The sequence below is a fragment of the Streptomyces sp. CB01635 genome (assembly GCF_002803065.1).
GTDB lineage: Bacteria > Actinomycetota > Actinomycetes > Streptomycetales > Streptomycetaceae > Streptomyces.
In genome coordinates this window covers 92,309-116,344 of record NZ_NNBL01000020.1, presented here as the reverse complement: position 1 = coordinate 116,344, position 24,036 = coordinate 92,309, and the positions used below count along the sequence as shown (strand labels likewise).

Genomic DNA, 24,036 nt, shown 5'->3' with positions numbered 1-24,036 from the left:
CAACCCAACCAGCTGGAGGTCCTGCCCATGCCCGCCGATCACAAGGCACATCGCTCCGAGTCCGCGGGCGCCGTGCACGGCGTGCGGAATCCGGCGCTGCGCCATGTGCTGACCCACCTCATCACCCCGCTGCTGATGTGCCTGGGCATGGGGCTCGCGTACATGGGGGCCTTCGTGGCGCCCGAGCCGCACCATCTGCCGGTGGCGGTCGTCGGGGCGGGGCCCGAGGCGAAGGTCTTCGCCCAGACGGTGAAGGACAAGGCCGGCGACGCGCTCGACGTCCGTACGCTCGACAGCCGCCCGGCGGCCGTGGAGCAGCTTCAGTCCCGTGACATCGACGGCGCGTACGTCCTGAGCGCGAAGTCCCCCGAGCTGATCGTCGCCACCGCCGGGTCCGACATGAGCGCGATCACCGCCGAGAAGATCTTCACCCCCGTCGCCACGCAGCAGGGCGTGCCGCTCAAGGTGACGGACGTGACCCCGACCGTCTCGGACGACCCGACGGGTCAGGGGCTGTTCTTCCTGCTGGTGGCGCTGAGCATCGGCTCGTACGCGTCGGTGGCCGTGATCGGCGCGGCGGGGTCCGCCCTGTCGATGCGGACGCGGGCCGCGCTCGTGGTCGGTGTGTCCGGCGTGGTCGGCCTCGTCGGAGCGGCTCTCGCGGGACCCGTGTTCCACCTGGCCCACCACGGCCTGTGGGGCATGTGGGCCATGTCCTGGCTCTACTCGGCGGGCATTCTGTTCATCGGCGTGGGTCTGCACACGTTCCTGAAGCGGTGGACGACGCTCGCGCTCATGGTGTTGTTCGTGATGCTGAACTTCACCAGCTCCGGCGGCCTCTACCGGCCCGAGCTGCAGAACGGCTTCTTCGGCACCCTGCACGCCTTCTGGAACGGTGCCGGCTTTGTCGAGGGCTCGCGCAGCCTGCTCTACTTCGGCAGCCACGACCTGGCCAGGAACGTGTGGACACTGGCTGTCTGGCTCGTCGTCGGCCTGGCCTTGACGGGGCTTGCCGCGCTCACGGAGCGGCGGCGCGGTGCCGTCGAGGTCGAGCCCCGGCAGCACGTCACGCACAGCGTGACTCAGGCGCCTGCCCGCTCCACGGCGGCAGCAGAAGAAGAGGCAGCAGCGGAAGAGGCGGCAGAGGAAGAGATGGAGGAGACGGTCGCGGTGTGACCGTCACCGACAGACCGGAGCCGTCGCGCCGGGCGTCCCGATGTGGGCGCCCGGCGCGCGCGTACCGGCCTTCAGGACCCCCGTCACACCCCGTGCGGAATCCGCTTCGCCTTGCTCCGCAGCTGGAACGCCGTGACGATCTCCACGACGCCGACCGCCAGCAGCCAGCAGCCGCCGACCAGGGTGAGTACGGCGACGGACTCGAACGGCGAGACGATCAGGACCACACCGGCCAGCGCGCTCACGACGCCGAGGAAGATCTGCCAGCCGCGCGCCGGCATCGCCTCGTCGGAGACGGCCGCGACGGTCTGGGTGATGCCGCGGAACAGCCAGCCGATACCGATCCACAGCGCGAGCAGCAGGATCGACTGCGTCGCCCCGCGGAAGCAGAACAGGCCGAGCAGGATCGACACCGCGCCGCTGATGAAGGCCATCACGCGCAGCCCGGTGGTGACATGCGTGCCGAACGCGGCCACCAGCTGGAATACGCCGGTGACCAGGAGATACACGCCGAAGAGCACTCCGGCGGCGAACAGGGACGCCCCGGGCCAGACCAGGACCAGTACGCCCAGGATCAGGGCGGCTATGCCTGCCAGGAGCACTACTTGCCAGGCGGATTGAGCCAGGCGCCCGAGGGGACCCTCGGGCGGGGAAGTGCGCTCCTCGCGGGTCTCTTCGGCCGCCGGGGTTCGGGGTTCGTGCGGTGCGTGCGTCATGTCCGACTGTTCACACGACGTCGGCGCGCCCGCCACTCGGGTGAGGCGAACGACGTACGCCTCCGGCATCCGGGGGCCGTCACCGGAGCGGCGGACAACCGCGGACACGACGCCGGGAAACTCCGCACAATTGGGCCATGACAGAACGCTCCAAGAGCTCCGAACCGCACTTCCGCGTCCGCCGGGTCTACGATCCGCCCTCGGCGGACGACGGAACCCGGGTCCTGGTGGACCGCCTGTGGCCGCGCGGCGTCTCCAAAGAACGGGCCGACGTCCAGGCGTGGATGAAGGACCTGACACCGTCCTCCGCGCTGCGCTCCTGGTACCACGAGGACCGCACATCCCGCTTCCAGGAGTTCGAGCGCCGCTACCGCGACGAGCTCGCGGAGCCGGACCGCGTGGAGCTGACGGACAAGCTGCGCGCGATGGCCCGTACGGGCACGGTCACGCTGGTCACCTCGGTCAAGGACATCGAACACAGCCATGTGCCGGTGCTGGTGCGGCATCTGACCGAGAGCTGACCGTCCGGGGACGGCGCGGATCGGGTCCCGCCGCACCCCTCGTGCGTACGGGCCGACCCGACAGCAGGTGCGAAACGGCACAAGCTATGCCAATTTTGTGCAACGACGCGACCTGGGAGGGCCCGTATGACCACCATGGATGTCCCGTCCGACGAACCGGGACCGCGGACGAGGGCGGCGGCACCGGTCACGGCGCCGCCGTGAAGTGGGGCACGCCGGCGCTGATGACGACCGCGTCGGTGGCGAGTCCGCGGGCCGCTCCGGCCATGGCGGTGTACGGCTCCTGATGGGCGTGGAGGAACCGCAGTGCCTGGTCCACGCCCCGGACGAGAGCGTGGACCCTCCGAGATCGAGCACATGGCGCAGGTGGTGGCGCTGTTCCTGCGCGCGTCCTCCGGCACTGAAGCGCGCCGCCGACACCATCCTTGGGAGACCGAAGTGACCACCTCCGACACCCCCGACTCCGCCCCCGACTTCGCCGACCGGTCCGACTTCGAGGAGGCGGACCGGGGCCTTGTCTCTCCGCCGCTCTCCTCGACGGTCACGGCCGAGGACGGTCGTGTCGTGTGGAACTTCGACGACACGGCGTTCCTCGACGAGGACTGTCCCGACACCGCGCACCCGAACCTGTGGCGGCAGTCCCAACTGTGCGCGCGGGCAGGCCTGTTCGAGGTGACCGAGGGCGTCTTCCAGGTACGCGGGTTCGACCTCTCCAACATGACGCTGATCGAGGGCGACCACGGTGTCGTGGTCGTCGACCCGCTCGCCTCCGCGGAGACGGCGGCCGCCGCGCTGGAGCTCTACCGGTCGCAGCGCGGCGAACGGCCCGTCGCCGCCGTCGTGTTCACCCACTCCCACCTCGACCACTTCGGCGGTGTGCTCGGCGTCATCGGAGCCGACGACGACGTACCCGTGATCGCTCCACAGGGTTTCATGGAGCATTCCGTCGCGGAGAACGTGTACGCGGGTGCGGCGATGCTGCGCCGCGGCACCTACTACACGGGCGCCAACCTGGAGCGCGGGCCCGAGGGTCTCGTGGGCATGGGGCTCGGCTTCACCGCGTCCACCGGCACCGCGGGGCTGATGGCGCCCACGGTCGAGGTCCGGCACACAGGACAGGAACTGACCCTCGACGGCGTCGTGTTCCGCTTCCAGATGACCCCGGGCACCGAGGCGCCGTCGGAGATGAACTTCCTGCTGCCGCAGCGGCGCGCCCTGTGCATGGCCGAGAACGCCACGCACAACCTGCACAACATCCTGACCCTGCGCGGCGCAGTGGTCCGCGACGCCCGGATCTGGGCCCGCTACCTCAACGAGGCCATCGAGCTCTTCGGCCACGACGCGGACGTCCTGTTCGCCTCGCACCACTGGCCGACCTGGGGCTCGGACCGCATCAGGTCGTTCCTCGCCGAGCAGCGCGACGTGTACGCGTATCTGCACGACCAGACGCTGCGCCTGCTCAACCAGGGATACACGGGGGCGGAGATCGCCGAGCTGATCGAGCTGCCGCCCGCGCTCTCCGCGGCCTGGCACGCGCGCGGCTACTACGGCTCCGTCAGCCACAACGTGAAGGCCATCTACCAGCGTTACATGGGCTGGTACGACGGCAATCCCGCATCCCTGTGGGAGCACCCGCCCACCGAGACCGCCGAACGCTACGTCGACTGCATGGGCGGGCTCGAAGCGGTGCTCGGCAAGGCGCGTACGTACCTGGAGGAGGGCGATCTGCGGTTCGCCGCCCAGCTCCTGAGGCACGCCGTGTTCGCCGCGCCGGACAGCGCTGACGCCAAGGAGCTGCTCGCGGAGACCTTCGAGCGGCTCGCGCACGGCGCGGAGTGCGCGACCTGGCGCAACTGCTACCTCACCGGCGCCCAGGAGCTGCGCGGCGAGGTCAGGGCGACCAGCATCGGCGGCGGCAACATGGGCGACGCGCTGAACATCGAGCAGCTCTTCGACTCGCTCGCGGTCCGGGTCGACGGGCCGAGGGCGTGGGACCACTCGCTCACCCTGCACTGGCATCTGTCGGACCTGGGCGAGATGTACCGCATGACGCTGCACAACGGGGTCCTGGTCCACACCCGTACGACCCGGCCCGCCGACAGCGCGGACCTCTCCCTCACGCTGACGAAGCCCCAACTCCTCACCCTGCTGGCCGGGAAGGGTCTCCACGGCGTCTATCACTCGGGCGACCTGGGCGCCCTCGACACCCTGCTCTCGGTCCTCGACGAGAACGATCCGGACTTCGCGATCGTCACTCCGTGACAGGGGTGACGGGTGACGGAGTGCGGTGGCCGCCCATACGCACTAGTCCAGCGGGCCCTCGGCCACCGCATGCCATCCCATGAGTACATGACACCGGACCGTGACGACCGTCCCCCGGCGGACACCAGCGACGACATGACGGCGCTGCGCGCCCGGGTCGCTCAGCTGGAGGCCGCGGCGCCGGCCCGGCCCCGGCACCATCTGCGCTCGTTCTTCGCCGGCCTGCTGATCGTCCTCGTGGCGATCCTGACGCCGCTCAGCGCGGTCGCGACATGGGCCAGCGACATCGTCGGAGACACCGATCGCTATGTGGCGACGATGGAGCCGCTCGCTTCCGATCCCGATGTGCAGGCGGCTGTCACGAACCGTGTCACGAACGTCGTCATGGAGAACATCGATCTCAAGGCGCTCCTCAGCGACGTGGCACCCGCCGACCGGCCGAGGCTCGAAAAGGCACTGGGCAGGCTGAGCGGCCCGCTCACCAGCGGACTCAGCGGCTTTGTGCACAACATCGTCCAGAAGTTCGTGTCGAGCGACTCGTTCGAGAAGCTGTGGACCGGCCTCAACCGGCGCGTGCACACGGCGGTCGACAAGGCGCTGACCGGGAGCGGCGGCGGCGCCGTCAAGCTCACGAACGACGCGGTGACGATCGACCTGGCGCCCGTCATCGACGAGGCGAAGCAGCGGCTCGTCGACCGCGGCCTCGGGGTCGCCTCAAAGATCCCCGAGGTGCACACCGACTTCACGGTCATGACATCCGACTCCATCGGCAAGATCAAGAAGGGCTTCCGGCTGCTCCAGCTCATGGGGGTCTGGCTGCCCGTCATCACCCTGGTCCTCGCCGCCTGCGCCGTCCTCCTGGCCGTCCGCAAGCGGCGCGCGCTGGTGGCGGCCGGGATCGCGATCGCGGTGGGCGCCGCGATCCTCGGCATCGGCCTGTGGGTCTTCCGCGCCTTCTATCTCGACGGGCTGCCCTCCGAGGTGTCGCAGCCGGCCGCCGGCGCCGTTTACGACGCGCTCGTGCGGTTCCTGCGGACGACGGTGCGCATGCTGATCACCGTCGGCATCGTGGTGGCGCTCGCGGCCTGGCTGAGCGGCGACGGCCGTGCGGCGACCCGGGTCAAGGCCATGTGGCGCGGCGGCATCGGCGCGGTGCGCGACGCGGCGGGCCTCACCGGCGGGCCGGTGGGGGCGTGGGTGCACCGGGCGAAGACGTGGCTCAACTGGACGGTCGTCGCCGTGTCGGCCGTGATCATGCTGGTGTGGGACCGTCCGACGGGCGTCGTCATCGTGTGGATCGCTCTCTGCGCGCTCATCGCTCTCGCGGTGATCGAGTTCCTGGACGACGACGGATCTCCGCATGTGACGGCCGCCCCTGCGGGGTGACGCGGTTTCGATGTCAGGCACGCGCGGGCCGGCGTACCGCGCGCGGGCGGTACTCGACCACGGTCAGCGCCAGGGCCACGTACCGCTCCACCAACTCGTCCACGGATACGGGTCCCTCGGACTGGTACCACTCCCCGATGGCGTTGCACATGGCGATCACCGCGCGCCGGGCGTCGTCCGGGTAGCGGGTGAGGAAGATGCCCTGCTCAACGCCCAGCTCGACGACGTCGCGGAACTGCCGGCTGCCGCGCGCCTCGTTCTTCCGGTAGCGCGCCAGGTGCTCGGGCTCCAGGCTGCGCCCCTCGGTCAGCACGATGCTGCTCTTCACGGGGTGTTCCGTACGGAACCGCACGGTCGCCGCGACGAGCGCCTCCAGCTGTTCGGCCGGATCGTCGCCCGCCGCCTCCAACGCCTCGTCGCACGCACCGAAGTAGGCGTCGAGACCGTCGTCGAGGATGGCGACCAGCAAGTCCTGCTTGCCCTTGTAGTAGTAGTACAGGGCAGACAGGCTCACCCCGGCGCGCTGGGCGATGTCGCGGATCGAGGTGGTCCCGTAGCCGCGCTCGGAGAACTCCTGCCGGGCAGCCTCGACGATGGCCTTGTGGCCTGCGGGTCGAGTGGACACAGCTCTCCGATCTCCTGCTCCTGTCCCGGCGTCTGGACACCTGCCGACGGGGACCGTAGCTTAACGAATGTTCTGACTGCACGCCCGTCGCACTCGTCGACAAGGGAGTTGCCGCGTGATCCGTCGCCACCCGAAGGGCATGCCGGCCCGCCTCTCCTACCCCGAGGCGTCCGTCGGGGACATCCTCGCCGGTTCGGCCAGGAGATACCCCGACCGCGTCGCCCTGCGCGACGGCGACGACACGCTGACCTTCGCGGAACTCCACCACCAGGCGCTCAGCTTCGCGCGGGGGCTGCGTGAGCGCGGCATCGCCGAGGGCGATGTGGTGGCACTGCACCAGCCCAACTCCCTCTGGTTCCCGGTCACTTACTACGGGATCCTGCTGGCCGGCGCGATCGTGGCGCCCATCAACCCGACCCTGCCCCCGACGGCCCTGCGCGCACAGCTGGACGAGGCGGGGGCCCGGGCGGCCGTGACGCATCCGGCGACAGCACCGGCGCTCCTCGCGGCCGGCACCGAAGGGCTCGAACTGCTGGCCCTCGTACCACCGTCGGCCGTCGCGCCCGGCGATCCGGCACACCTCGACGGCACCGTGCCTCTCGCCGACCTGCTCGCGGCGGCCCCCGAGCCCGGCCCACGCGTCACGCCCGACGCGGTCGCCCACCTGTCCTTCACGGGCGGCACCACGGGGCGTTCGAAGGCGGTCCAGGTGCTGCACCGCCAGGTCGTGGCGAACTGCCTCCAGTTCACCTGCTGGCGCGCGGCCGCCGTGCCCGCGGTGGACCCCGACGGGGGCATCTTCCTCGATCCGGTTCCCGAGGCCGCCACCGAGTACACCAACCCTCCGGGGCAGGGCGTCTCGGTCGCCGTCGCGCCGTTCTTCCACGCCATGGGCCTGGTCGGCCAGTCGATCGGCGTGCTCGCCGGGCTGACGAGCGTCCTCGCCGGACGTTTCGACCCCGAGCGGTTCCTCGAACTGGCCGAGAAGTTCGGAGCCACCCAGATCGCCGGGTCCCCCGCGCTCTTCCACGCCCTGCTCGCCGCCCCCGCCGCACAGGGCCGTGCGCTCCCCGCGGTCCGCGTGGTCAACTCGGGTGCGGCGCCCATCGATACGACGACACTTCGTGCCCTGGGGACACTGTTCCCGCAGGCGTGCGTCGTGGAGGGGTACGGGCTGACCGAGGCCACCATGGGAGTCACGTCGGGGATCGTCGACCCCGATGACCCGGTGCCGATCGGATCGGTCGGCCTGCCCGTCTTCGACACCGAGGTCGAGATCCGCGATCTCGTGCAGACCGGGAGCTGCGTGCCCGACGGCGAGACGGGCGAGCTGTGGGCCCGCGGCCCGCAGATCACAGCGGGCTACCTCGGCCATCCCGAGCTGACGGCAGAGCAGTTCGTCGACGGCTGGCTGCGCACGGGCGACCTGGCGCGGTGCGACGAGCGCGGTCATGTCTACATCGTGGGCCGCGCCAAGGACATGCTGATCTACAAGGGATACAACGTCTATCCCGGCCAGCTGGAGGAGATCCTCAGCGGGCATCCGGCGGTCGCGCAGGTCTCGGTGATCGGGGTGCCGGCGGCGGACGCGGGCGAGATACCGGCGGCGTACGTCGTGGCGCGCCCGGATGCCTCGCCGGCCCCCGGCCCGGCGCTCGCGGAGGAGCTGATGGCGCACGTGTCCGCCCGCGTCGCTCCGTACCAGCGGGTGCGCGAGGTGCGGTTCCTGGAGGCGCTGCCCACCTCGGCCGCGGGGAAGGTCCTGAAGGCGGAGCTGCGGCGGGCACACCAGCCGCAGATTTAACGAACGTTCAACACGCTCGGCGCCGGGTCCCCGGATTGGTGGCGGCCCGGCCCCGGCCCCTCACACCTCCCCCGCACCCCCCTCACACCCCGGGCCGCCCTGAGCCGCATGGCGGGCCCCGTCCCGGGCAGGCGACCACTGTACGTGCGTGCCCCATCACCCGTTCGGGCTAACCCGAGATGTCGTGGAGCCGATCCGCACGCACGTTTGGAAGGTAGAGCCCGTGGGGTGCGTACCCGTCGGCAACCGCGCCGACGACCGGACGGGCGCCGGGGAGGTGCGTGATGCCAGAGATTTCCGTGGACGTCCACATAGGCCGATCCGTCACTGAGGTGTACGACTTCCTCTCCGACGCACGGAATCTCGAACTCTGGTTCTCGGGTGTCGACACCGTCGCCGAGAGCGCAGAGCCTGCAGGTCCGGGCGTGGTTCATGTCTACCGCTTTCCGGGGCGCCACCGGGACCAGCTGCTCCAGTGCGTGGCGTACGTCCCGGGCGAGCACCTCGTCTTCCGCGGCGACCGGATGTGGAACCCACTCGGCGCCCAGACGCCGCTGTACTCGTTCACGCTCTCCCCGCGCCGCCGCGGCACCCTGCTGCGCCTCACGGTGCAGTGCCGCCTCGCGGGCGCCCTGACGCTCCTTGCGCCCGTCGTCGCCATGGCCTGGCGGCGCGACCTGCCGAGGGACGCGCGCCGGCTCGGCGAGCGCCTCGGCGCCCCGCACTGCCACGTCATAGCCACCCCGCGACGGATACGCCTGCCCGGCCCGTCCTTCACCCCCGCCGCCGATCCCGCGGCCGCTCCTCCGGCCCTCACGGCGCCGGCCTCGCCTCGCCCGCAGGGCCGTCCCGAACCGCGGCCCCAGGTCCATCCCGAGCCCCACCCTGAGCAGCACCCCGAGCCTCGTCCCGCCTCGGTCCCGGCCGCCAAGGAACGTGCGACGCGCCCCGCGGCATGAGGCGGCCCGGATCCGCCCACGGGAAATTCCCGTGCGCCGGGTGCGCCGGGACCAGTAGCGTCCCCGCCCATGACTCTTCCTCGTATACGCCCTGCCTACGACGCCGACGAGCGAACACAGCTGGTCGCCTGGCTGGACATGCAGCGCGCCATCGTCGAGTGGAAGTGTGAGGGCGTGTCCGAGAAGGACGCCCATCGGTCCGTACTCCCCGCGTCCCCCGCCATGACCCTGGCCGGGGTCGTGTCGCATCTGCGGTGGGTCGAGCACTGCTGGTTCGAGGTCATGCTGATGGGCGGCGCGGCCGAGGGCCCCCAGTTCGACGACGGGCCGGAGGACGCCGACATGCTGGTCGACGACGTCCCCCTCGACCAGCTCCTCGGCGAGTACGCGCGCCAGTACGCCCGGTCGAACGAGATCACCGCAGCGCATTCCCTCGACCAGGCGGGCCGGCACCCCGACTTCCGCGCGGGGGCCGCGAATCTGCGGTGGATCCTCCTGCACATGATCGAGGAGACGGCCCGGCACGCCGGTCACCTCGACGCGATCCGTGAGCTTCTCGACGGCGGGAGGGGCTACTTCTGACCCGGTTCCCACCCGCCTGCGACCCGGTTCCGGCCCGGGGTGGTCACGGCCTGCCGGGCCCTTGTACGGGCGCGTTGTGCGACCTGCGAGACTGTCGCCATGCCCAGTCCGGCCCGTACGTCGTCCGCTGCAGGCGAGGGTCTTCGCGCGAGGCGCCGCCGCGAGACCGAACACGCGATCCACGCGGCCGCGGTACGGCTCGTCGAGGGGCACGGCCTGGCCGGGGTGACGGTCGACATGATCAGTGCCGCCGCCGGGATCTCCCAGCGCACGTTCTTCAACTACTTCCCGAGCAAGGAATCCGCGCTCACCATCAGCCCGCCGCCGCTGCCGGACGCGCTCCACCTGCGTCTCACGCACGGCGACCCGGCTCCGCGGGCCACGCTCACCGAACTGCTCGACGTTCTGTCCGCGCACATCACGGACGACGTCGTACCCGACCGTGAACTCGTCCAGGCCACCTTCCGGATCGCCGACCGGCACCCGGAGCTGCGGGCGGCGCTGCACGCGCGGTTCGACGCCTTCGAGGAACAGGTGAGGGAGGCGGTGGCCGAGCGGATGGCCGCCCCTCCGGCCGACCCCCGGCCCCGCCTTCTCACCGGCATCGCGCTCGCCGTGACCCGCACCGCCCTGGAGCAGTGGTCACTGGGCGCGGCCGGCGACCACGCATCGCCCGAGCCGGATCTCCGGCAGTGCGTCGACCTGCTGCACACGCTCATGCCGAAGACCTGAGGCGCGCGTCGACACGGCCTTCAGCGCCCGTCGGCGAGCTGCTGCGCGCGGGCCGTCAGATCCACCTTCCGGATCTTCATGGTCGTCGTCATCGGCATCTCGTCGACTATCTCCACGAGGGGAACCTTGTACGGCGCCATGCTCTCGCGGGCCCAGTCCCGTAGCACCGAGGCCTCCACTGCGCCCTTTTGACGAAGTGTCACGAAGGCCACCGGGATCTGGCCCTTCGTCGGGTCGGCGGCGGGGACCACGGCGGCCGTGTGTACGTCGGGGTGGCGGCACAGCAGCATCTCGACCTCCGCGGGGAAGACGCTCATGCCCTTCACCTTGATGAGGTCCTTGTCGCGGCCGAGGTAGTGCAGACAACCGTCCTCGTTGATCCGCCCGTTGTCGCCCGTGTGCAGCCAGCCGTCGCGCAGTTGGCGTTCCGTGGCGTCCGGCTTGTTCCAGTAGCCGGTCGTCACCGAAGGGCTGCGGACGACGATCTCGCCGGCCTCGCCGAGCGGCAGCGGCTCACCGGTCAGGGGCGACATCACGGCGATGTCCGTGCCGGGCATGGGCAGTCCGCAGAAGACGGGTTCGGCGTGCAGATCCTCGTCCCCGCCCTGGAACCCGTAGGGCGTCACGTCGATGGTGTGCGTCTCGGTCATGCCGTACGCGGCCTCGCGCAGGACCGAGTGCGCTCCCGCGGCCGCCTCCCAGCGCCGCCGGACGCCGACGTCGAGCTTGCGGATGAACGAGGTGCAGAGCGGGTCGACGAGGGAACTCAGGTCGTACGTGGCGAAGTCGGTCCGGTCGAGAAGTTCGAGGTAGTTCTCCACGGTGCCGACCATGGTGGTGACCTTGTGCCCGTCGATCGCCCGCAGGACGCGCGCAGGGTCCCAACGGGGCATGAGGACCGAGGTCCCGCCCAGCATCAGGGGGTTGAGGATTCCCAGGTCCTCGCCCGCGATCCAGAAGACCGGGATGTAGCACAGGACCACCACCTCGCCGTCGGCCTTCTGGCGGGTGGCCCCTGCGCTGGTGGCGATGGTGTAGATCATGTGCCGCTGGGTGTGCATGCAGCCCTTGGGAAGCCCGGACGTGCCGCCGGTGTAGTTCAGGGCCGCCAGGGCGTCGAGGTCGGCGGGGGCCCCGTCGACCGGCTTGTGGGCGACGGCCTGTGCCCACGTGTGGACCGCGAGCCCCTCGATCGCCACGGCGTCCGGGGCGGTCGCGGAGTGGGCCATCTCGGTGAGCGAGGTGACGAACACCCTTCGTACGGCCGTCTGTTGGCGTACGGAGGCGAGCAGCGGGAGTGAGGTGTCCAGGGTGATGACGGTCTCGGCGCCGCAGTCCGCCAGTTCGTAGGCGAGTTCGGCGCCCTGGAACATCGGGTTGACCGGCACGTGCACCGCGCCGAGGCGCAGCACGGCGAGGAAGGCGACCAGGAACTGGGGGCAGTTGGGCAGGTGGACGGCGACCCGGTCGCCCGCGCCGACGCCCTCGGAGGCGAGCCGTCCCGCCACCCGGCGGCTCAGCTCGTCGAGTTCGCGGTAGGTGACGGTGCGGCCCTCGAAGACGACCGCGGCCCGGTCGGGGCGCAGCCGCGCCCAGTGCGCCACATGATCCGGCACAGAGATCTCGCCGAGCGGGTACACGACGTCGGACGGTGTGCCGTGCGGGCGGACGCGGGCCTGACGGGCACGCAGATCCTCAAGATACTCCTCGATCTTCATGCGGCTCCTCGGTTTGTTGTCCCGACCTGACCTACCCGGACCTTCACCGCACCGGCGTCACCACGTGTCGATGAATCGACCGCGGGTGCGCCCCTCGGGCGTACGCGGGTGCGGATACGAATCCGGATGCGTGGGGTGCTGGGCGAACGTCGTGGTGATCCAGCGGCGGGTGTCGGCCGGGTCGATCACGTCGTCGACCTCGAAGGTCGTCCCCGCGTTGAGCGCCTTGCCCTGCTCGTACTGCTCCGCGAGCAGGGCCTCGTACGTGGCCTGTCGCTCCTGCGGGTCGGCGATGGCCTCGAGTTCGCGGCGGTAGCCGAGCCGGACGGCGCCTTCCAGGCCCATCGGGCCGATCTCGCCGGTGGGCCAGGAGACCATCGCCGTGGGGGCGCGGAAGCCGCCGCCGGTCATCGCCATCGCGCCGAGACCGTAGCCCTTGCGCAGCACGGCGGAGAAGACCGGGACGCCGAGGTGGGCTCCCGCGACGAAGAGCCGGCTGAAGTGCCGTACGGTCGCGGTCTTCTCGGCGTCCGGGCCGACCATGAACCCCGGGGTGTCGCACAGGGTGACCACGGGCAGGCCGTGGGCGTCGCAGAGTTGCAGGAAGCGTGCCATCTTGTCGGCTGCGTCGCTGTCGATGGCGCCGCCGAGGTGCTGAGGGTTGTTGGCGACCAGGCCCATCGGCCGCCCCTCGACCCGTACGAGCGCGGTGATGACGCCGACGCCGAACTCGCGGCGCAGTTCCAGGACCGAGCCGGTGTCGGCGAGGAGCGTGACCGCCTCACGTACGTCGTACGCGCGCAGCCGGTTCTCGGGGACGACGTGCCGCAGGAGGCGCTGGTCCGCACAGCCCCAGTCGCTCAAGTCGCCCTGGAAATAGGAGAGATACTGCTTGGCGACCGCCACGGCCCCGGCCTCGTCGTCGACCAGGATGTCGACGACTCCGTTCGGTACCTGGACCGGCATCGGTCCGACCTCCTCGGGCAGGAACTGCCCGAGGCCGCCCGCCTCGATCATCGCGGGGCCGCTCATGCCGACCGTGGCGTCGGGGGTCGCGATGACGACGTCGCAGCAGCCGAGGAGCGCGGCGTTGCCCGCGAAGCAGCGCCCGGCGACGATGCCGACCGTCGGCACCTGCCCGCTGAGCCTGGCCAGGGTGGCGAAGGTGGGGACGTCGAGTCCGGCGACGGCCATCATGTCGGTGTCGCCGGGACGTCCGCCGCCGCCCTCGGCGAAGAGCACGACCGGGATCTGCTGCCGCTCGGCGAGTTCGAGCATGCGGTCGGTCTTCTTGTGGTTGAGCATCCCCTGTGTGCCGGCGAGGACGGTGTAGTCGTACGCGAGGACGGCGCACTGGCTTCGCCGGTCGCCGAACTGCGCGCCGTTGACCTGGGCGACACCGGTGACGATCCCGTCGGCCGGGGTGTTGGCGATCAGGTCCTCGAGGGTCCTGCGGCGGCGCTGCGCGGCGATGGCCAGGGCGCCGTACTCGGTGAAGCTGCCCGGATCGCAGAGGTCGGCGAGGTTCTCGCGTGCGGTCCGGTGGCCGGTGCGCCTGCGGCGCTCGACGGCCTGGGGCCTGGCCTCGTCGAGGCCGATGCGGTGGCGCTCGACGACCTCGGCGAGGTCCGGCCTGATCACGTCGAGATCGACGTCGGCCGCCGCCTCGTCGACGCCGTCCTCACCCTGCGAAGGTGCGAAGACGACGAGTTCGGCACCGGCCGGGACGACGTCCCCGACGCTCGCGCGGACCTCGCGCACGATTCCGCCGCGGGGCGCGGTCAGGACGTGTTCCATCTTCATCGCCTCGAGGACGACGAGTGGCGCACCGGCCGCCACCTCGGCGCCCGGCTCCACACAGACGTCGACGACGCTGCCCGCGGAGAGGGCGGTGAGGACCGAGCCGTGGCTCTCCTGAGAGGCGGTGGCGCCCGGTACGAGCTTGTCGAGGTGTTCGTTGACGAAGGCGGTCGTCACCGTGCCGTCCCGGAAGGCCTCGTGGCGCAGAACGGCACGCAGCAGCGGGATGTTCGAGGGGACGCCGGAGAGCGTGAACTCGGCGAGCGCCCCGGCCGCCCGCCCCGCCGCGTCGGCGAAGTCGCCGCGGACCGTACGAGTGATCACCTTGGCGACGAGGGAGTCGTACGAGCCCTTGATCTCCAGGCCCGCGCGGCCGTGGGTGTCCACGCGCACGCCGGGGCCGCCGGGTGCCTCGAAGGCGGTCAGCGTGCCCTGCGAGGCGCGGGCCGTGCCGTCCGCGGACAGCTCTTCGAGGTTGACGCGCGTCTGGATCGCGAAGCCGCGCGGCTGCGGGATTTCCTCCTGGAGGAGGCCGAGTTCGGCCAGCGACCTGCCCTGGGCGAGGCGCAGTTGGGTGGCCACCAGGTCCACGCCGGCGAGTTCCTCGGTGATGGTGTGCTCGACCTGGAGGCGCGGATTGGTCTCGATGAAGTAGTAGGCGTCCGGGTCGTCCGCGTCGACGAGGAACTCGAAGGTGCCGAGGCCGAGATACCGGGTCGCCGAAGCCATCGTCACCGCGGCCTCGATCAGCAGGTCACGCGTGCGCGCGGGGAGCCACGGGCTGGGCGCGACCTCGATCAGCTTCTGGTTGCGGCGCTGGACCGAGCACTCCCGGTCCCACAGATGGGTCACCTGTCCGGTGCCGTCCCCGACGACTTGGATCTCGATGTGCTTGGCGCGGGGCAGGAGTTGCTCGACGTACACATCACCGTTGCCGAAGGCCCGCTCGGCTTCGGAGCGGCAGCGCTCGTACGCCCAGGCGAGGTCCGACGCGTCGTGCACCGCGCGCATGCCGCGGCCGCCTCCCCCGGCGACCGCCTTCACCATGACGCCGTCGCGCACGCCGGCGAGGAACTCCGTGGCCTGCGCGAGCGAGGTCGATGCGCCGGTCGCCGCGAGGACGGGGACGCCGTGCCGGACGGCGAGCGCCCGTGAGCTCGCCTTGTCGCCGAAGAGAGCGAGGAGTTCGGGGGTGGGCCCCACGAAGGTCAGCCCCGCCTCGGCACACGCCGTCGCGAAGTCGGCGTTCTCGCTGAGGAACCCGTAGCCGGGGTGGACCAGGTCGCATCCCGCGCGCCCGGCGATCTCCACGATCTGACGCGCGTCGAGATAGGCGGCTACGCCTTCGCCCTTGAGCAGGTGGGCCTCGTCGGCGAGCCGCACATGGGCCGCCGAGCGGTCGTCCGCGGAGTGCACCGCCACGGTCCGCAGGCCGAGCGCCGATGCCGCGCGGTGGATCCGGACGGCGATCTCGCCCCGGTTGGCGATCAGCACACGTGTCATCGGACGTCTCCTCCACGGGCCCGGAACGGGGGCCTTCTGTACGTGACGGCTTCGGGCTGTAGTGAGTGCTTCGGGCTGTACATGGCTCTGCTTGGGCTGTACGTGACACGGCTTCGGGGCGTGCCGGACGTACCGACGCGCCAGCGCATTGACGCTGGTGTCAACCTCAATGGCGCGCCCAGTCTGCGTTGACGCCGTCGTCAACGTCAATAAGCTGGGGCCATGCCGATCGCGAGAAAATCCTGGACCGTGCGCGACAAGCTGGACCGCCAGGACAGCGCCACGCGGGCCCGACTGCTCACGGCGGCCCGCACGGTCTTCGAGCAGCGCGGCTATGCGCGCACGACGATCGCCGACATCACGGCGGAGTCCGACGTCGGCCGCGCCACGTTCTATGTCTACTTCGCCTCCAAGCAGGACGTCTTCGCCGTGCTCGCCGCCGATCTGCGGGACCGCTTCCTGGCGGCCCAGGAAGCGGCGGCCCCAGAGGCCGAGGACCCGTATCTGCTCGCCGAGCGGACCAACGCGGCGTTCCTGGACGCCTACGTGGACAACCTCGCGTTCCTGACCGTGCTCGAACACCAGTCACTCACGGATCCGGCGATGCGCGTGCTCCGCGACGAGATCAACGACCGCCCCCGCGGACGCACCGCGCGCTACATCGCCGGTCTGGTGCGCCAGGGCCTCGCCGAGCCGGCCGGTTCGCCGGAGTCCGTGGCCACCGCCGCGGCCGGCATGGTCGCGGGCTTCGCACGGGCCGTGGCCGCCGACCCGGGCTACCGGGACCGGGCGGTCGCCGATCTGACGGCGATGTACCTGCGGCTGCTCGGCCTCACGCCCCGCGCCGGAGCTAAGCCCTGACCCCACGGGTTCCTCCGGCCCGTCCATTCGGCCCACGCCCGCTCGCGCCATGCACTCGCCTCTGTGTTGGCTTGAGCCAAGCGTCCGGACGGAGGGGGAAGATCCTCATGGAGACACCGCATACGCCCTATGGCCAAGACCCCGGCTACGGGCAGGATCCGCATCAGCCGTACGGGCCCGACCCGGCGCACCCCACCTACACGGCGTACGGGCCGTACGCCGACAGTGCGCCGCCTCCGCCCCCGCAGCCGCGCGTCGACGCCCGCAGGATCTGGTCCGGCGGCCTGATGACCGCGCTCGTCGCCGCGCTGACCGCCGTGGCCGGTGTGCTCCTCGTCCGCGGTGTCCTCGGCGTCGCCGTGTTCGCGCCTGAGCGCGACGGCGCGATGGGGGACGCGTCCACCGGAATGCTCGCGGGCGGCGCCGCCGTCGCGGCTCTCGTCGCGACGCTGCTGCTGCATCTCCTGTGCCTGGGCACACCGCAGCCCGGGCGGTTCTTCTCCTGGATCGTCACGCTGGCGACACTCGTCGTGGTGCTGCTGACCTTCACCACGTCGGTGGCCATGGTGACGAAGGTGGGCACGGCTGCCGTCTGTCTCGCTGTCGGACTCACGATCGGGGTGCTCCTCACCCCTGTGGCACGCGGCGCGGTGCGCGGCCGCTGACCTGGTGTGCCATGCCCCGGCTGCGAGTGGGCGACCGGCCCGGAGCTACCTTTGCGGCATGGAACTCATAGGTGAGATCACCGCCGGCCGCCCCCTGCTCGTGCTGGCCGTGAAGGAAGAGGCGCAGTTCCTCGACACGGATCTCCCCGTCCTGCTCACCGGGATGGGCAAGGTCAACGCGGCGACCGCGCTCGCCACCGTCCTGGCCCGCGGCCCGCACCCCTCGGGCATCGTGAACCTGGGCACGGCGGGCGCGCTGCGCCCCGGCTGGACGGGCACCCACGTCATCGGCTCCGTGATCCAGCACGACCTCGACAACGCCGTGCTCGCCTCCCTGACGGGCGAGATCTACGGTGCGCCGATCGACCTGCCCGACCACGGCGGGCCCGTCCTCGCGACCGGCGACTCCTTCATCTCCGACGAGGCGGCCCGCGCCCGTCTCGCCGCGCACGCACCGCTCGTCGACATGGAGGGCTACGCACTCGCGTCCGCCGCCCAGCAGGCCGGTGTTCCGCTGCGCATCGTCAAGCACGTCAGCGACGAGGCGGGCGACGGGGCGGCCAGGACATGGCGCGAGACGGTTGCCGACTGCGCACGCGTCCTCGCCGACTGGGCCGCGCGGAACATTCCCGTACGCCCCTGATCCACGACTCCCCCGACAGGCCGCGGGGCCGGCGATGAGATGATCGCGGGCCACGTCCCGCATACGCCGGTACTCCCGCCGAGGCCTGTCGGGCGCCCTCCGACCGAGACGAGCACGCCTTGGGAACCCGGCCGACGGCCCAGGTCACCCGAACCGCCCCCTCCTCCGCCACGTCCGGCTCCGCCGACGAAGGCGACAACGACCACGGCCACAGCCACGTGCCGGGCGCCGAGTCGATGTCCTGGCGCCGGCTGTGGGCGGCGCTGCGTCGCACGCCGGTGTCGATGTGGAACGACGACGTGTCGGACTGGGCCGCGGCGCTGACGTACTACGCGATCCTCGCCCTGCTGCCCGCCATGCTCGTGACCGCCTCGCTCATCGGCCTGGTCAGCCCGGCGACGACGGACGCCCTGATCACGCATGTGACGGCCTGGGCGCCCGCCGAGTCGGGCGCCGCCCTGCACGAGTCGCTCCGCCACATGGCACACGAGCGGTCCGCCGCGCTCACCGTGACGATCGCAGGCGCAGTCAGCGCCCTGTGGTCGGCGTCCAGTTACTCGGCCGTGTTCCGCCGGGCCCTCCACACGCTGCACGGCGTCCGCGACACAAGGCCCGTGTGGCGCAAGGCCCACCGCATCCTGCTGACCGCCTGCACCCTGCTCGCGCTCCTCGTGGCCAGCGCGCTCGCCCTCGTGCTCAGCGGATCCCTCGCCCAGTCCCTCGGGCACTGGCTCGGACTCGGCGACACGGTCGCCGCGGCCTGGAACTTCCTCAAGTGGCCTGCCCTGCTGTGCCTGGTGGCGCTGCTCGTCCTGGTCCTGTTCCGCTCGGGGCCGCCCGCCGCCCGAGGGTGGCGGCACGGCCTGCCGGGTGGTCTGCTGGCCGCGCTGATCTGGCTCGTCGCGTCGGCCGGCTTCACGTTCTACGCCTCGCAGCTCGGCACCTACAGCAGGCTCTACGGCTCCCTGGCGGGGGGCGTCGTGTTCCTCGTCTGGCTGTGGGTGTCGAATCTGGCGCTGCTGGCCGGGGCCCAGTTCGGCGTCGAACTGGACCGGACCGCGCCCCACGCGCCCGAGGTCAGCGCCGGCGACGCAGCGCCTGCGGAGTGAGGTCGGCGAGCGTCGGATAGCCGTCGACGGCCATGATCAGGTCGGTCTCCGCGAGCAGGGACCGCAGCACGTGGACGATGCCGTCGACGCCGCCGAGGGCGAGGCCGTAGGCGTAGGGGCGGCCGATGCCGACCGCCGTCGCGCCGAGGGCGAGCGCTTTGACCACATCGGCTCCGGAGCGCACCCCCGAGTCGAACAGCACGGGCAGACCGTCGGCGGCCTCCACCACCTCGGGCAGGGCGTCGATGGCGGCGAGGCCTCCGTTGGCCTGCCGCCCGCCGTGGTTGGAGCAGTAGATCCCGTCGACGCCGCCGTCCTTGGCCCGTCGTACGTCCTCGGGGTGGCACAGGCCCTTGACGATGAGCGGCAGGTTGGTGAGCGAGCGCAGCCAGGGGAGGTCGTCCCACGTCAGGGGGTTGCCGAAGACGCTCGCGAACTGCATGACGACGGCCTGCGTGTCATCGGCGCGACCCTGCGGGAGCCGGGAGCGGAAGACCGGGTCCGAGGTGTAGTTGCTGAGGCAGTGGCCGCGCAGCTGGGGGAAGTTGCCGGTGGTCAGGTCGCGGGGCCGCCACCCGGTGACCCAGGTGTCCATGGTGACGACGATCCCCTTGAAGCCCGCCGCCTCGGCGCGGCTGACGAGGCTCTCGGCGAGGTCGCGGTCGGTCGGCGTGTAGAGCTGGAAGAAGCCGGGGGTCTCGCCGAACTCCTTGGCCACGTCCTCCATGGGGTCCGCGGACAGGGTGGAGGCCACCATCGGAACTCCCGTGCGCGCGGCGGCCCGCGCCGTCGCGAGGTCCCCGTGCCCGTCCTGCCCGCAGAGCCCGATCACGCCGATGGGGCACATGAACAGCGGGCTGTCGAGCTTGAGTCCGAAGAGGTCGACGGTCAGGTCCCGCCGGCTCGCCCCGACGAACATGCGCGGAACGAGCCCCCACTGTTCGAAGGCGGTGACGTTCTCTCGCTGGGTGAACTCGTCGCCCGCGCCACCCGCGACGTACGACCACACGGACGGCGCGAGCGCCTCGCCGGCCCGCTGCTCCAACTCCGCGAAGGCCATGGGCAGCTCGGGGACGATGCCCCCGAGCGCGTTGAAGTAGATCTCGTGCTGGTAATCACCGAACTGCTGCGTCATCGCGGCCACCCTCCTCGTCCAACGCCACCGTGTCCTGGCGGTGGCGATCAGACCCTAGTGCGCAGGCCGACGGATGGGAGCCCGTGGGGTACGGGGTCAGGTCCGCACCCCACGGGCTGCTCAGGGCCGGCCACGCGCCGAACGCCGGACGGAGATCAGCCGGAGGTCAGGCGCCGCACGGCCGCCCGCGTCAGTTCGCGGCCCTGCGGGGCCGTGTCGAGGGAACGGTGCAGGACCAACCCCTCCATCAGCGCGTCCAGTTGGCGGGCGGTGTCCGCGTCGAAATGCCGCTCCAGGAGGTCGCGGCTGCGGGCCGTCCAGGCGTGGGTGAGTTCGCGGTACTCGTCGCGGCGGGCGGCGAGGGCGTACAGCTCGTGGGTGAGGACGAGATCGCGGCGCGGCCCTTCGGAGAGCGCGTGGATGAGGTCGGTGACGGCTTCCCGGGCCCGCTCGGGGGTGCCGGCGTCGGCCAGGTGCCGCTCGAACACGGCGACGATCTGGTCGGCGAACCGTTTGAAGGCCTCGCGCAACAGGTCGTCGATGCCTGCGAAGTGGTAGGTCATCGAGCCGAGCGGCACGTCGGCTCGCACGGCGATCTTGCGGTGGGAGACCCCGGCGACGCCCTCTTCGGCGATGTGGTCGAGGGTGGCGGCGAGGATGCGCTCGCGGCGCTGCGGGTCCGTGCGTCCGGTGGCCATGGGTGCGCCGGTCAGAGGGTGCGGACGGGGCGGGCGGGGTTGCCCACGGCGACGACGTTCGCCGGGATGTCCTTGGTGACGACGGCGCCGGCGCCGATGACGGAGTTGTCCCCGATGGTCACCCCGGGACACACGATGACCCCGCCGCCGAGCCAGACGTTGTCGCCGATGGTGATGGGCAGCGCGGCTTCCAGCTTGTCGCGGCGGGGCTGCGGCTCCACCGGGTGGGTGGGGGTGAGGAGTTGGACGTTGGGGCCGATCTGGCAGTCCTCGCCGATGGCGATCCGGGCGACGTCGAGCGCGGTGAGGTGGTAATTGACGAAGGTGCGGGCGCCGATGGCGATGTTGCTGCCGTAGTCGACGAACAGCGGCGGCCGCACCTCGACGCCCTCCCCCACGGAGTCGAGCAGGTCGGCCAGAATCGGCCGGGCCTTGTCGGCATCCACGACGAAGGCGGCCTGGTAGCGGGCCGCCAGCTGCATCGCCCTCCGCTGACGCCGGGCGATCTCCGGATCGTCGGCGATGTAGAGGTCACCCGCGAGCATGCGCTCCAGGTTCGTGCGCGGGTCGTCGGCGAAGGAGTCCGTCGTTGTCATGCGTACGATCGTACACTCGAGAACGTACGCTCGCGATCGGCGAGTCACCGAGCGCAGGGCGCTCGGCCCGGCTAACCCGCTTGCCGCATCAGCATGTCGCGGACCCCGATGCCGAAGTGGGCACGCAGGCGGTGCAGTTCCCACAGGCCGACGGCGGTCACCGAGGCGGGGGCCCCGAGCATGAGCAGCACCCGGAGCGGGCCCGGCACACCCGCGTAGGCGCCGGTGAACAGGTCGACGAGCGTCATCTCCCAGACCAGCGTCATGGCCAGCAGCGGCGGCACGGTCTCGTGGATGTCCGCGGTGCGGAACACGTACACGAGCGCCAGGCCGATGCCCCAGAAGATGAACGGCACCACCCACACAAAGGTCAGCACGAGGACGGAGTACGTGACGACGGCCATCACCGGGTTGGTGGCGAACCTGCCCTCCATGAAGCCGGTGAGCATGATCGCCGGGAACACGCCCACCGCCGCCACGATGGACACCATCGCGCCGAACGACTTGGCGGCCCGGCGCAGCAGCTCGCGGCGGGCCGAGGGAGCGGCGAGGGCGAGCAGTACTCCCACGGCGACGGGGAACGTCACGGACAGCATCAGGACGCTGAGCCAGGCCTGGTCCCCCCGGTCACTGACGACGTCGCTCACCGAGTTGGCGAGCTTGTAGGACATCGACACCCACACCACCGCGCCCAGACCGACCAGGGTGCGGATCTTCTGGACACGGGCGACCAGGGCGTCGTCGACGATGCCGGAGCGGGACGGCTTGAACACCCGGCGCGCGGTGTGGATGGGGCCGACCTTCTGCCGCAGCCGCTGGAAGGGGCCAGGGGCGGGCGGCGGGCCGGGGTGCGGCGGATACGGGTGCGGCCCGTTGGGAGGGGGCCCGTACGGGTGCGGGATCTGCGGCGGGTAACCGCCGTTGGGCGGCTGTGGCGGGTACGGGCCCTGAGGCGGCGGGTACGGGCCGGGCCGGGGCCGGTGCCCTGCCTGCGGGTCGTAGGGCGGCTGCCCGCCCGGATTCCAGGCGTTCATGTGTTTCCCCCGAGGTGTGACTGATGGAACACGAGCGGCAACAGAATAGAGGCGCCGCGTCCCGGCGGACCCCTACCGGACGATGCGGCGGCGGTATCGATGCCGGCGGTTCAACCGGCGGAGGCCGGGCGGTAGCGCACGTTCACCACGAGCGACGGGTCGCTGCCGTTGACAAGACCGAGTCGGACCGGCGAGCCTCCCGGGTTGTCGAACAGGCGGATCCCGTCGCCGAGCAGGACCGGCGCGATGTGCAGGTCGATCTCGTCGATGAGCCCGCGCTCCAGGAGCTGACGGCCGATCGAGGGTGACAGGACCTCAAGGTTCTTGCCCCCGGCCGCGTCCAGAGCGATCCGGACCGCCTCGGCCACATCGCAGTTGAGGAACGTCACGCCGTCGGCGGGCTTCAGGTCCTCGGGACGGTGGGTGAGGACGAACACGGGCCCCTGCCAGTGGCCGCCGTAGGTCGCACTCGCGTCGGGGTAGGCGTCCCAGCCGTCCCGGCCTCCCAGCACGGCGCCGGTCGTCTGCGCGTACTCCTCGACAAGGCCGGGCCGGGACGAGAAGCCTGTCATCCAGTCCATGGAATGACCCGGCCCCGCCACGAAGCCGTCCAGCGACATCGTGAAGTGCCAGAGCACCTTGCCCGATGCGGTCTGCCGTTCGGTGTCGGTGATCGGCGAGGCGGCATCGGGGTTCCGCGGGGTCTCGGCGGTGGGCATGATCGGTCCTCTCGTCGGCGGAGGCTGTCCCGTAGACCCGGTACGACCCGGGAACTCATCGCCGACGCCCACCCCTGCCTCTCACTGCGCCCGCACTATCGACGTGGCCATGACGTGTGACCGCGCCTGGTGAACACGGAGACGTCGGCGCCGCGATCGGCGCCGACGAGGTTGTACGTCAGACAGACGCCGTACCCCTCGCTGACGGTGCGGCGGGCGAGGTCGGCGGCGGTGAGAGATCGACGGACCCTCGGCGACCCAGGGACAGCACACGCTTCTCGTTCTCCACCAGCCAGGCAGTGATGCGCGGCGGATTCAGCGGGGCGTTCTCGTCGACGACCCCGTCGGCGTCGCCGTACGCCCACACCCCGCCGGTGTGCGCATAGGGGTGGGGCCGCACGCCGTCCCGCAGTGCCTCCGCCGCTGCGCGGCCGACGTCCGCCGTGCCCTCGGCGGAATCCGCTCCCCGAGATGGATCACCGCGTCGGCCGGATGAAGTTGATTGAGGTCGGCATGGACAGGCTGCATCGCCCCGCTGTGCTCAGTCCGGCTTGCACACCCCACTCATCCCAGCGGGCCGAGCTCACGCGGGTACGCCACGTGCCGGCCCCGCCCGAGGGACTGCCTCGGCGTCAGCAGCCCGCCCGAACCTTGCGCATCTGCTCGGCGACTCTTCGTGACGCGCGCCATTCGACGGCATCTCTCCGTGCGGTGGCCGACCGAGGTGAGCAGCGCGCCTCCGCACATCACTATGGAAGTGGCGCGTATGTGCGTGCCGAAGCGGAGGTGTGC

22 protein-coding genes are annotated in these 24,036 nt (G+C 71.2%); 12 read left to right on the top strand and 10 right to left on the bottom strand.

The window, feature by feature from the left end:
* The first annotated feature begins 27 nt into the window (after nucleotides 1–27).
* Nucleotides 28–1,176, top strand: a complete 1,149-nt coding sequence (locus CG723_RS34080) for a hypothetical protein (RefSeq protein ID WP_442802615.1) — start codon at nucleotides 28–30, stop codon at nucleotides 1,174–1,176.
* Between the two features lie 83 nt (nucleotides 1,177–1,259).
* On the opposite strand, the gene CG723_RS34075 is transcribed toward CG723_RS34080, so the two are convergent.
* Entirely contained in the window at nucleotides 1,260–1,892 is a 633-nt protein-coding gene (locus tag CG723_RS34075) for an HdeD family acid-resistance protein (RefSeq protein WP_100597399.1), read from the bottom strand.
* Between the two features lie 137 nt (nucleotides 1,893–2,029).
* Between CG723_RS34075 and CG723_RS34070 the strand changes: the two genes are divergently transcribed.
* Entirely contained in the window at nucleotides 2,030–2,413 is a 384-nt protein-coding gene (locus tag CG723_RS34070) for a DUF488 domain-containing protein (RefSeq protein ID WP_100597359.1), read from the top strand.
* A gap of 187 nt (nucleotides 2,414–2,600) precedes the next feature.
* Here CG723_RS34070 and CG723_RS48765 read toward each other — a convergent pair whose 3' ends face one another.
* Entirely contained in the window at nucleotides 2,601–2,732 is a 132-nt protein-coding gene (locus tag CG723_RS48765; protein WP_267893754.1) for a hypothetical protein, read from the bottom strand.
* A 38-nt stretch (nucleotides 2,733–2,770) separates the two neighbouring features.
* Here CG723_RS48765 and CG723_RS34065 point away from each other — a divergent pair, with 38 nt between their 5' ends.
* Nucleotides 2,771–4,675, top strand: a complete 1,905-nt coding sequence (locus CG723_RS34065; RefSeq protein WP_100597398.1) for an alkyl/aryl-sulfatase — start codon at nucleotides 2,771–2,773, stop codon at nucleotides 4,673–4,675.
* Nucleotides 4,676–4,762: 87 nt separating this feature from the next.
* Nucleotides 4,763–6,061 carry a hypothetical protein gene (locus CG723_RS34060; RefSeq protein WP_100597358.1) on the top strand — a complete coding sequence of 433 codons (1,299 nt, stop codon included), beginning with the start codon at nucleotides 4,763–4,765 and terminating at the stop codon, nucleotides 6,059–6,061.
* A gap of 13 nt (nucleotides 6,062–6,074) precedes the next feature.
* Here CG723_RS34060 and CG723_RS34055 read toward each other — a convergent pair whose 3' ends face one another.
* A complete protein-coding gene (locus CG723_RS34055; RefSeq protein WP_199842004.1) occupies nucleotides 6,075–6,686 on the bottom strand; it encodes a TetR/AcrR family transcriptional regulator in 612 nt (203 codons plus the stop codon).
* A gap of 115 nt (nucleotides 6,687–6,801) precedes the next feature.
* Between CG723_RS34055 and CG723_RS34050 the strand changes: the two genes are divergently transcribed.
* The 4 genes from CG723_RS34050 (at nucleotide 6,802) to CG723_RS34035 (ending at nucleotide 10,763) form a co-directional block, all read left to right on the top strand.
* Nucleotides 6,802–8,490: a class I adenylate-forming enzyme family protein gene (locus CG723_RS34050; RefSeq protein ID WP_199842003.1), complete on the top strand. Its 1,689-nt coding sequence runs from the start codon at nucleotides 6,802–6,804 to the stop codon at nucleotides 8,488–8,490.
* 284 nt (nucleotides 8,491–8,774) lie between these two features.
* Complete coding sequence (locus CG723_RS34045; protein ID WP_100597357.1) at nucleotides 8,775–9,449, top strand: SRPBCC family protein; 675 nt, start codon at nucleotides 8,775–8,777, stop codon at nucleotides 9,447–9,449.
* A 69-nt stretch (nucleotides 9,450–9,518) separates the two neighbouring features.
* Complete coding sequence (locus CG723_RS34040; protein ID WP_100597356.1) at nucleotides 9,519–10,031, top strand: DinB family protein; 513 nt, start codon at nucleotides 9,519–9,521, stop codon at nucleotides 10,029–10,031.
* Between the two features lie 99 nt (nucleotides 10,032–10,130).
* A complete protein-coding gene (locus CG723_RS34035; protein WP_100597355.1) occupies nucleotides 10,131–10,763 on the top strand; it encodes a TetR family transcriptional regulator in 633 nt (210 codons plus the stop codon).
* 20 nt (nucleotides 10,764–10,783) lie between these two features.
* On the opposite strand, the gene CG723_RS34030 is transcribed toward CG723_RS34035, so the two are convergent.
* A complete protein-coding gene (locus CG723_RS34030) occupies nucleotides 10,784–12,481 on the bottom strand; it encodes an AMP-binding protein (protein WP_100597354.1) in 1,698 nt (565 codons plus the stop codon).
* Nucleotides 12,482–12,538: 57 nt separating this feature from the next.
* The gene (locus tag CG723_RS34025) at nucleotides 12,539–15,784 is read right to left on the bottom strand and encodes a carboxyl transferase domain-containing protein (RefSeq protein WP_100597353.1); all 3,246 of its coding nucleotides are present in this window, start codon (nucleotides 15,782–15,784) and stop codon (nucleotides 12,539–12,541) included.
* A gap of 222 nt (nucleotides 15,785–16,006) precedes the next feature.
* Between CG723_RS34025 and CG723_RS34020 the strand changes: the two genes are divergently transcribed.
* The 4 genes from CG723_RS34020 to CG723_RS34005 all read left to right on the top strand — a co-directional run bounded on the left by CG723_RS34020 (nucleotide 16,007) and on the right by CG723_RS34005 (nucleotide 19,062).
* On the top strand, nucleotides 16,007–16,645 hold the full coding sequence (locus tag CG723_RS34020) for a TetR/AcrR family transcriptional regulator (protein WP_100597352.1): 639 nt from the start codon (nucleotides 16,007–16,009) through the stop codon (nucleotides 16,643–16,645).
* Between the two features lie 107 nt (nucleotides 16,646–16,752).
* Complete coding sequence (locus CG723_RS34015; RefSeq protein ID WP_199842002.1) at nucleotides 16,753–17,310, top strand: DUF6069 family protein; 558 nt, start codon at nucleotides 16,753–16,755, stop codon at nucleotides 17,308–17,310.
* Nucleotides 17,311–17,368: 58 nt separating this feature from the next.
* The gene (locus tag CG723_RS34010; protein ID WP_100597351.1) at nucleotides 17,369–17,953 is read left to right on the top strand and encodes a nucleosidase; all 585 of its coding nucleotides are present in this window, start codon (nucleotides 17,369–17,371) and stop codon (nucleotides 17,951–17,953) included.
* Between the two features lie 119 nt (nucleotides 17,954–18,072).
* Nucleotides 18,073–19,062, top strand: coding sequence for a YihY/virulence factor BrkB family protein (locus CG723_RS34005; protein WP_442802614.1), 990 nt, complete (start codon nucleotides 18,073–18,075; stop codon nucleotides 19,060–19,062).
* Here CG723_RS34005 and CG723_RS34000 read toward each other — a convergent pair.
* The 5 genes from CG723_RS34000 to CG723_RS33980 form a co-directional block, all read right to left on the bottom strand.
* A complete protein-coding gene (locus tag CG723_RS34000; protein ID WP_100597350.1) occupies nucleotides 19,031–20,197 on the bottom strand; it encodes an alpha-hydroxy-acid oxidizing protein in 1,167 nt (388 codons plus the stop codon). The genes CG723_RS34005 and CG723_RS34000 overlap by 32 nt on opposite strands.
* 155 nt (nucleotides 20,198–20,352) lie before the next feature.
* A complete protein-coding gene (locus CG723_RS33995) occupies nucleotides 20,353–20,895 on the bottom strand; it encodes a TetR/AcrR family transcriptional regulator (protein WP_100597349.1) in 543 nt (180 codons plus the stop codon).
* A gap of 11 nt (nucleotides 20,896–20,906) precedes the next feature.
* A complete protein-coding gene (locus tag CG723_RS33990; protein WP_100597348.1) occupies nucleotides 20,907–21,491 on the bottom strand; it encodes a sugar O-acetyltransferase in 585 nt (194 codons plus the stop codon).
* A gap of 71 nt (nucleotides 21,492–21,562) precedes the next feature.
* Nucleotides 21,563–22,525 carry a hypothetical protein gene (locus tag CG723_RS33985; protein ID WP_234374665.1) on the bottom strand — a complete coding sequence of 321 codons (963 nt, stop codon included), beginning with the start codon at nucleotides 22,523–22,525 and terminating at the stop codon, nucleotides 21,563–21,565.
* 110 nt (nucleotides 22,526–22,635) lie between these two features.
* Nucleotides 22,636–23,244: a dihydrofolate reductase family protein gene (locus CG723_RS33980; protein WP_100597347.1), complete on the bottom strand. Its 609-nt coding sequence runs from the start codon at nucleotides 23,242–23,244 to the stop codon at nucleotides 22,636–22,638.
* Nucleotides 23,245–24,036: the final 792 nt, after the last annotated feature.

Excerpts from the sequence above, each read along its gene's own strand:
- CG723_RS34025 (WP_100597353.1), bottom strand. The coding sequence starts at position 15,784 with ATGACACGTGTGCTGATCGCCAACCGGGGCGAGATCGCCGTCCGGATC.
- CG723_RS34065 (WP_100597398.1), top strand. The coding sequence starts at position 2,771 with ATGGCGCAGGTGGTGGCGCTGTTCCTGCGCGCGTCCTCCGGCACTGAA.
- CG723_RS34080 (WP_442802615.1), top strand. The coding sequence starts at position 28 with ATGCCCGCCGATCACAAGGCACATCGCTCCGAGTCCGCGGGCGCCGTG.
- CG723_RS34000 (WP_100597350.1), bottom strand. The coding sequence starts at position 20,197 with ATGACGCAGCAGTTCGGTGATTACCAGCACGAGATCTACTTCAACGCG.
- CG723_RS33980 (WP_100597347.1), bottom strand. The coding sequence starts at position 23,244 with ATGCCCACCGCCGAGACCCCGCGGAACCCCGATGCCGCCTCGCCGATC.
- CG723_RS34010 (WP_100597351.1), top strand. The coding sequence starts at position 17,369 with ATGGAACTCATAGGTGAGATCACCGCCGGCCGCCCCCTGCTCGTGCTG.
- CG723_RS33985 (WP_234374665.1), bottom strand. The coding sequence starts at position 22,525 with ATGAACGCCTGGAATCCGGGCGGGCAGCCGCCCTACGACCCGCAGGCA.
- CG723_RS34075 (WP_100597399.1), bottom strand. The coding sequence starts at position 1,892 with ATGACGCACGCACCGCACGAACCCCGAACCCCGGCGGCCGAAGAGACC.
- CG723_RS34030 (WP_100597354.1), bottom strand. The coding sequence starts at position 12,481 with ATGAAGATCGAGGAGTATCTTGAGGATCTGCGTGCCCGTCAGGCCCGC.
- CG723_RS34060 (WP_100597358.1), top strand. The coding sequence starts at position 4,763 with ATGACACCGGACCGTGACGACCGTCCCCCGGCGGACACCAGCGACGAC.
- CG723_RS34020 (WP_100597352.1), top strand. The coding sequence starts at position 16,007 with ATGCCGATCGCGAGAAAATCCTGGACCGTGCGCGACAAGCTGGACCGC.
- CG723_RS34035 (WP_100597355.1), top strand. The coding sequence starts at position 10,131 with ATGCCCAGTCCGGCCCGTACGTCGTCCGCTGCAGGCGAGGGTCTTCGC.
- CG723_RS33990 (WP_100597348.1), bottom strand. The coding sequence starts at position 21,491 with ATGACAACGACGGACTCCTTCGCCGACGACCCGCGCACGAACCTGGAG.
- CG723_RS34045 (WP_100597357.1), top strand. The coding sequence starts at position 8,775 with ATGCCAGAGATTTCCGTGGACGTCCACATAGGCCGATCCGTCACTGAG.
- CG723_RS34070 (WP_100597359.1), top strand. The coding sequence starts at position 2,030 with ATGACAGAACGCTCCAAGAGCTCCGAACCGCACTTCCGCGTCCGCCGG.
- CG723_RS34015 (WP_199842002.1), top strand. The coding sequence starts at position 16,753 with ATGGAGACACCGCATACGCCCTATGGCCAAGACCCCGGCTACGGGCAG.
- CG723_RS34040 (WP_100597356.1), top strand. The coding sequence starts at position 9,519 with ATGACTCTTCCTCGTATACGCCCTGCCTACGACGCCGACGAGCGAACA.
- CG723_RS33995 (WP_100597349.1), bottom strand. The coding sequence starts at position 20,895 with ATGGCCACCGGACGCACGGACCCGCAGCGCCGCGAGCGCATCCTCGCC.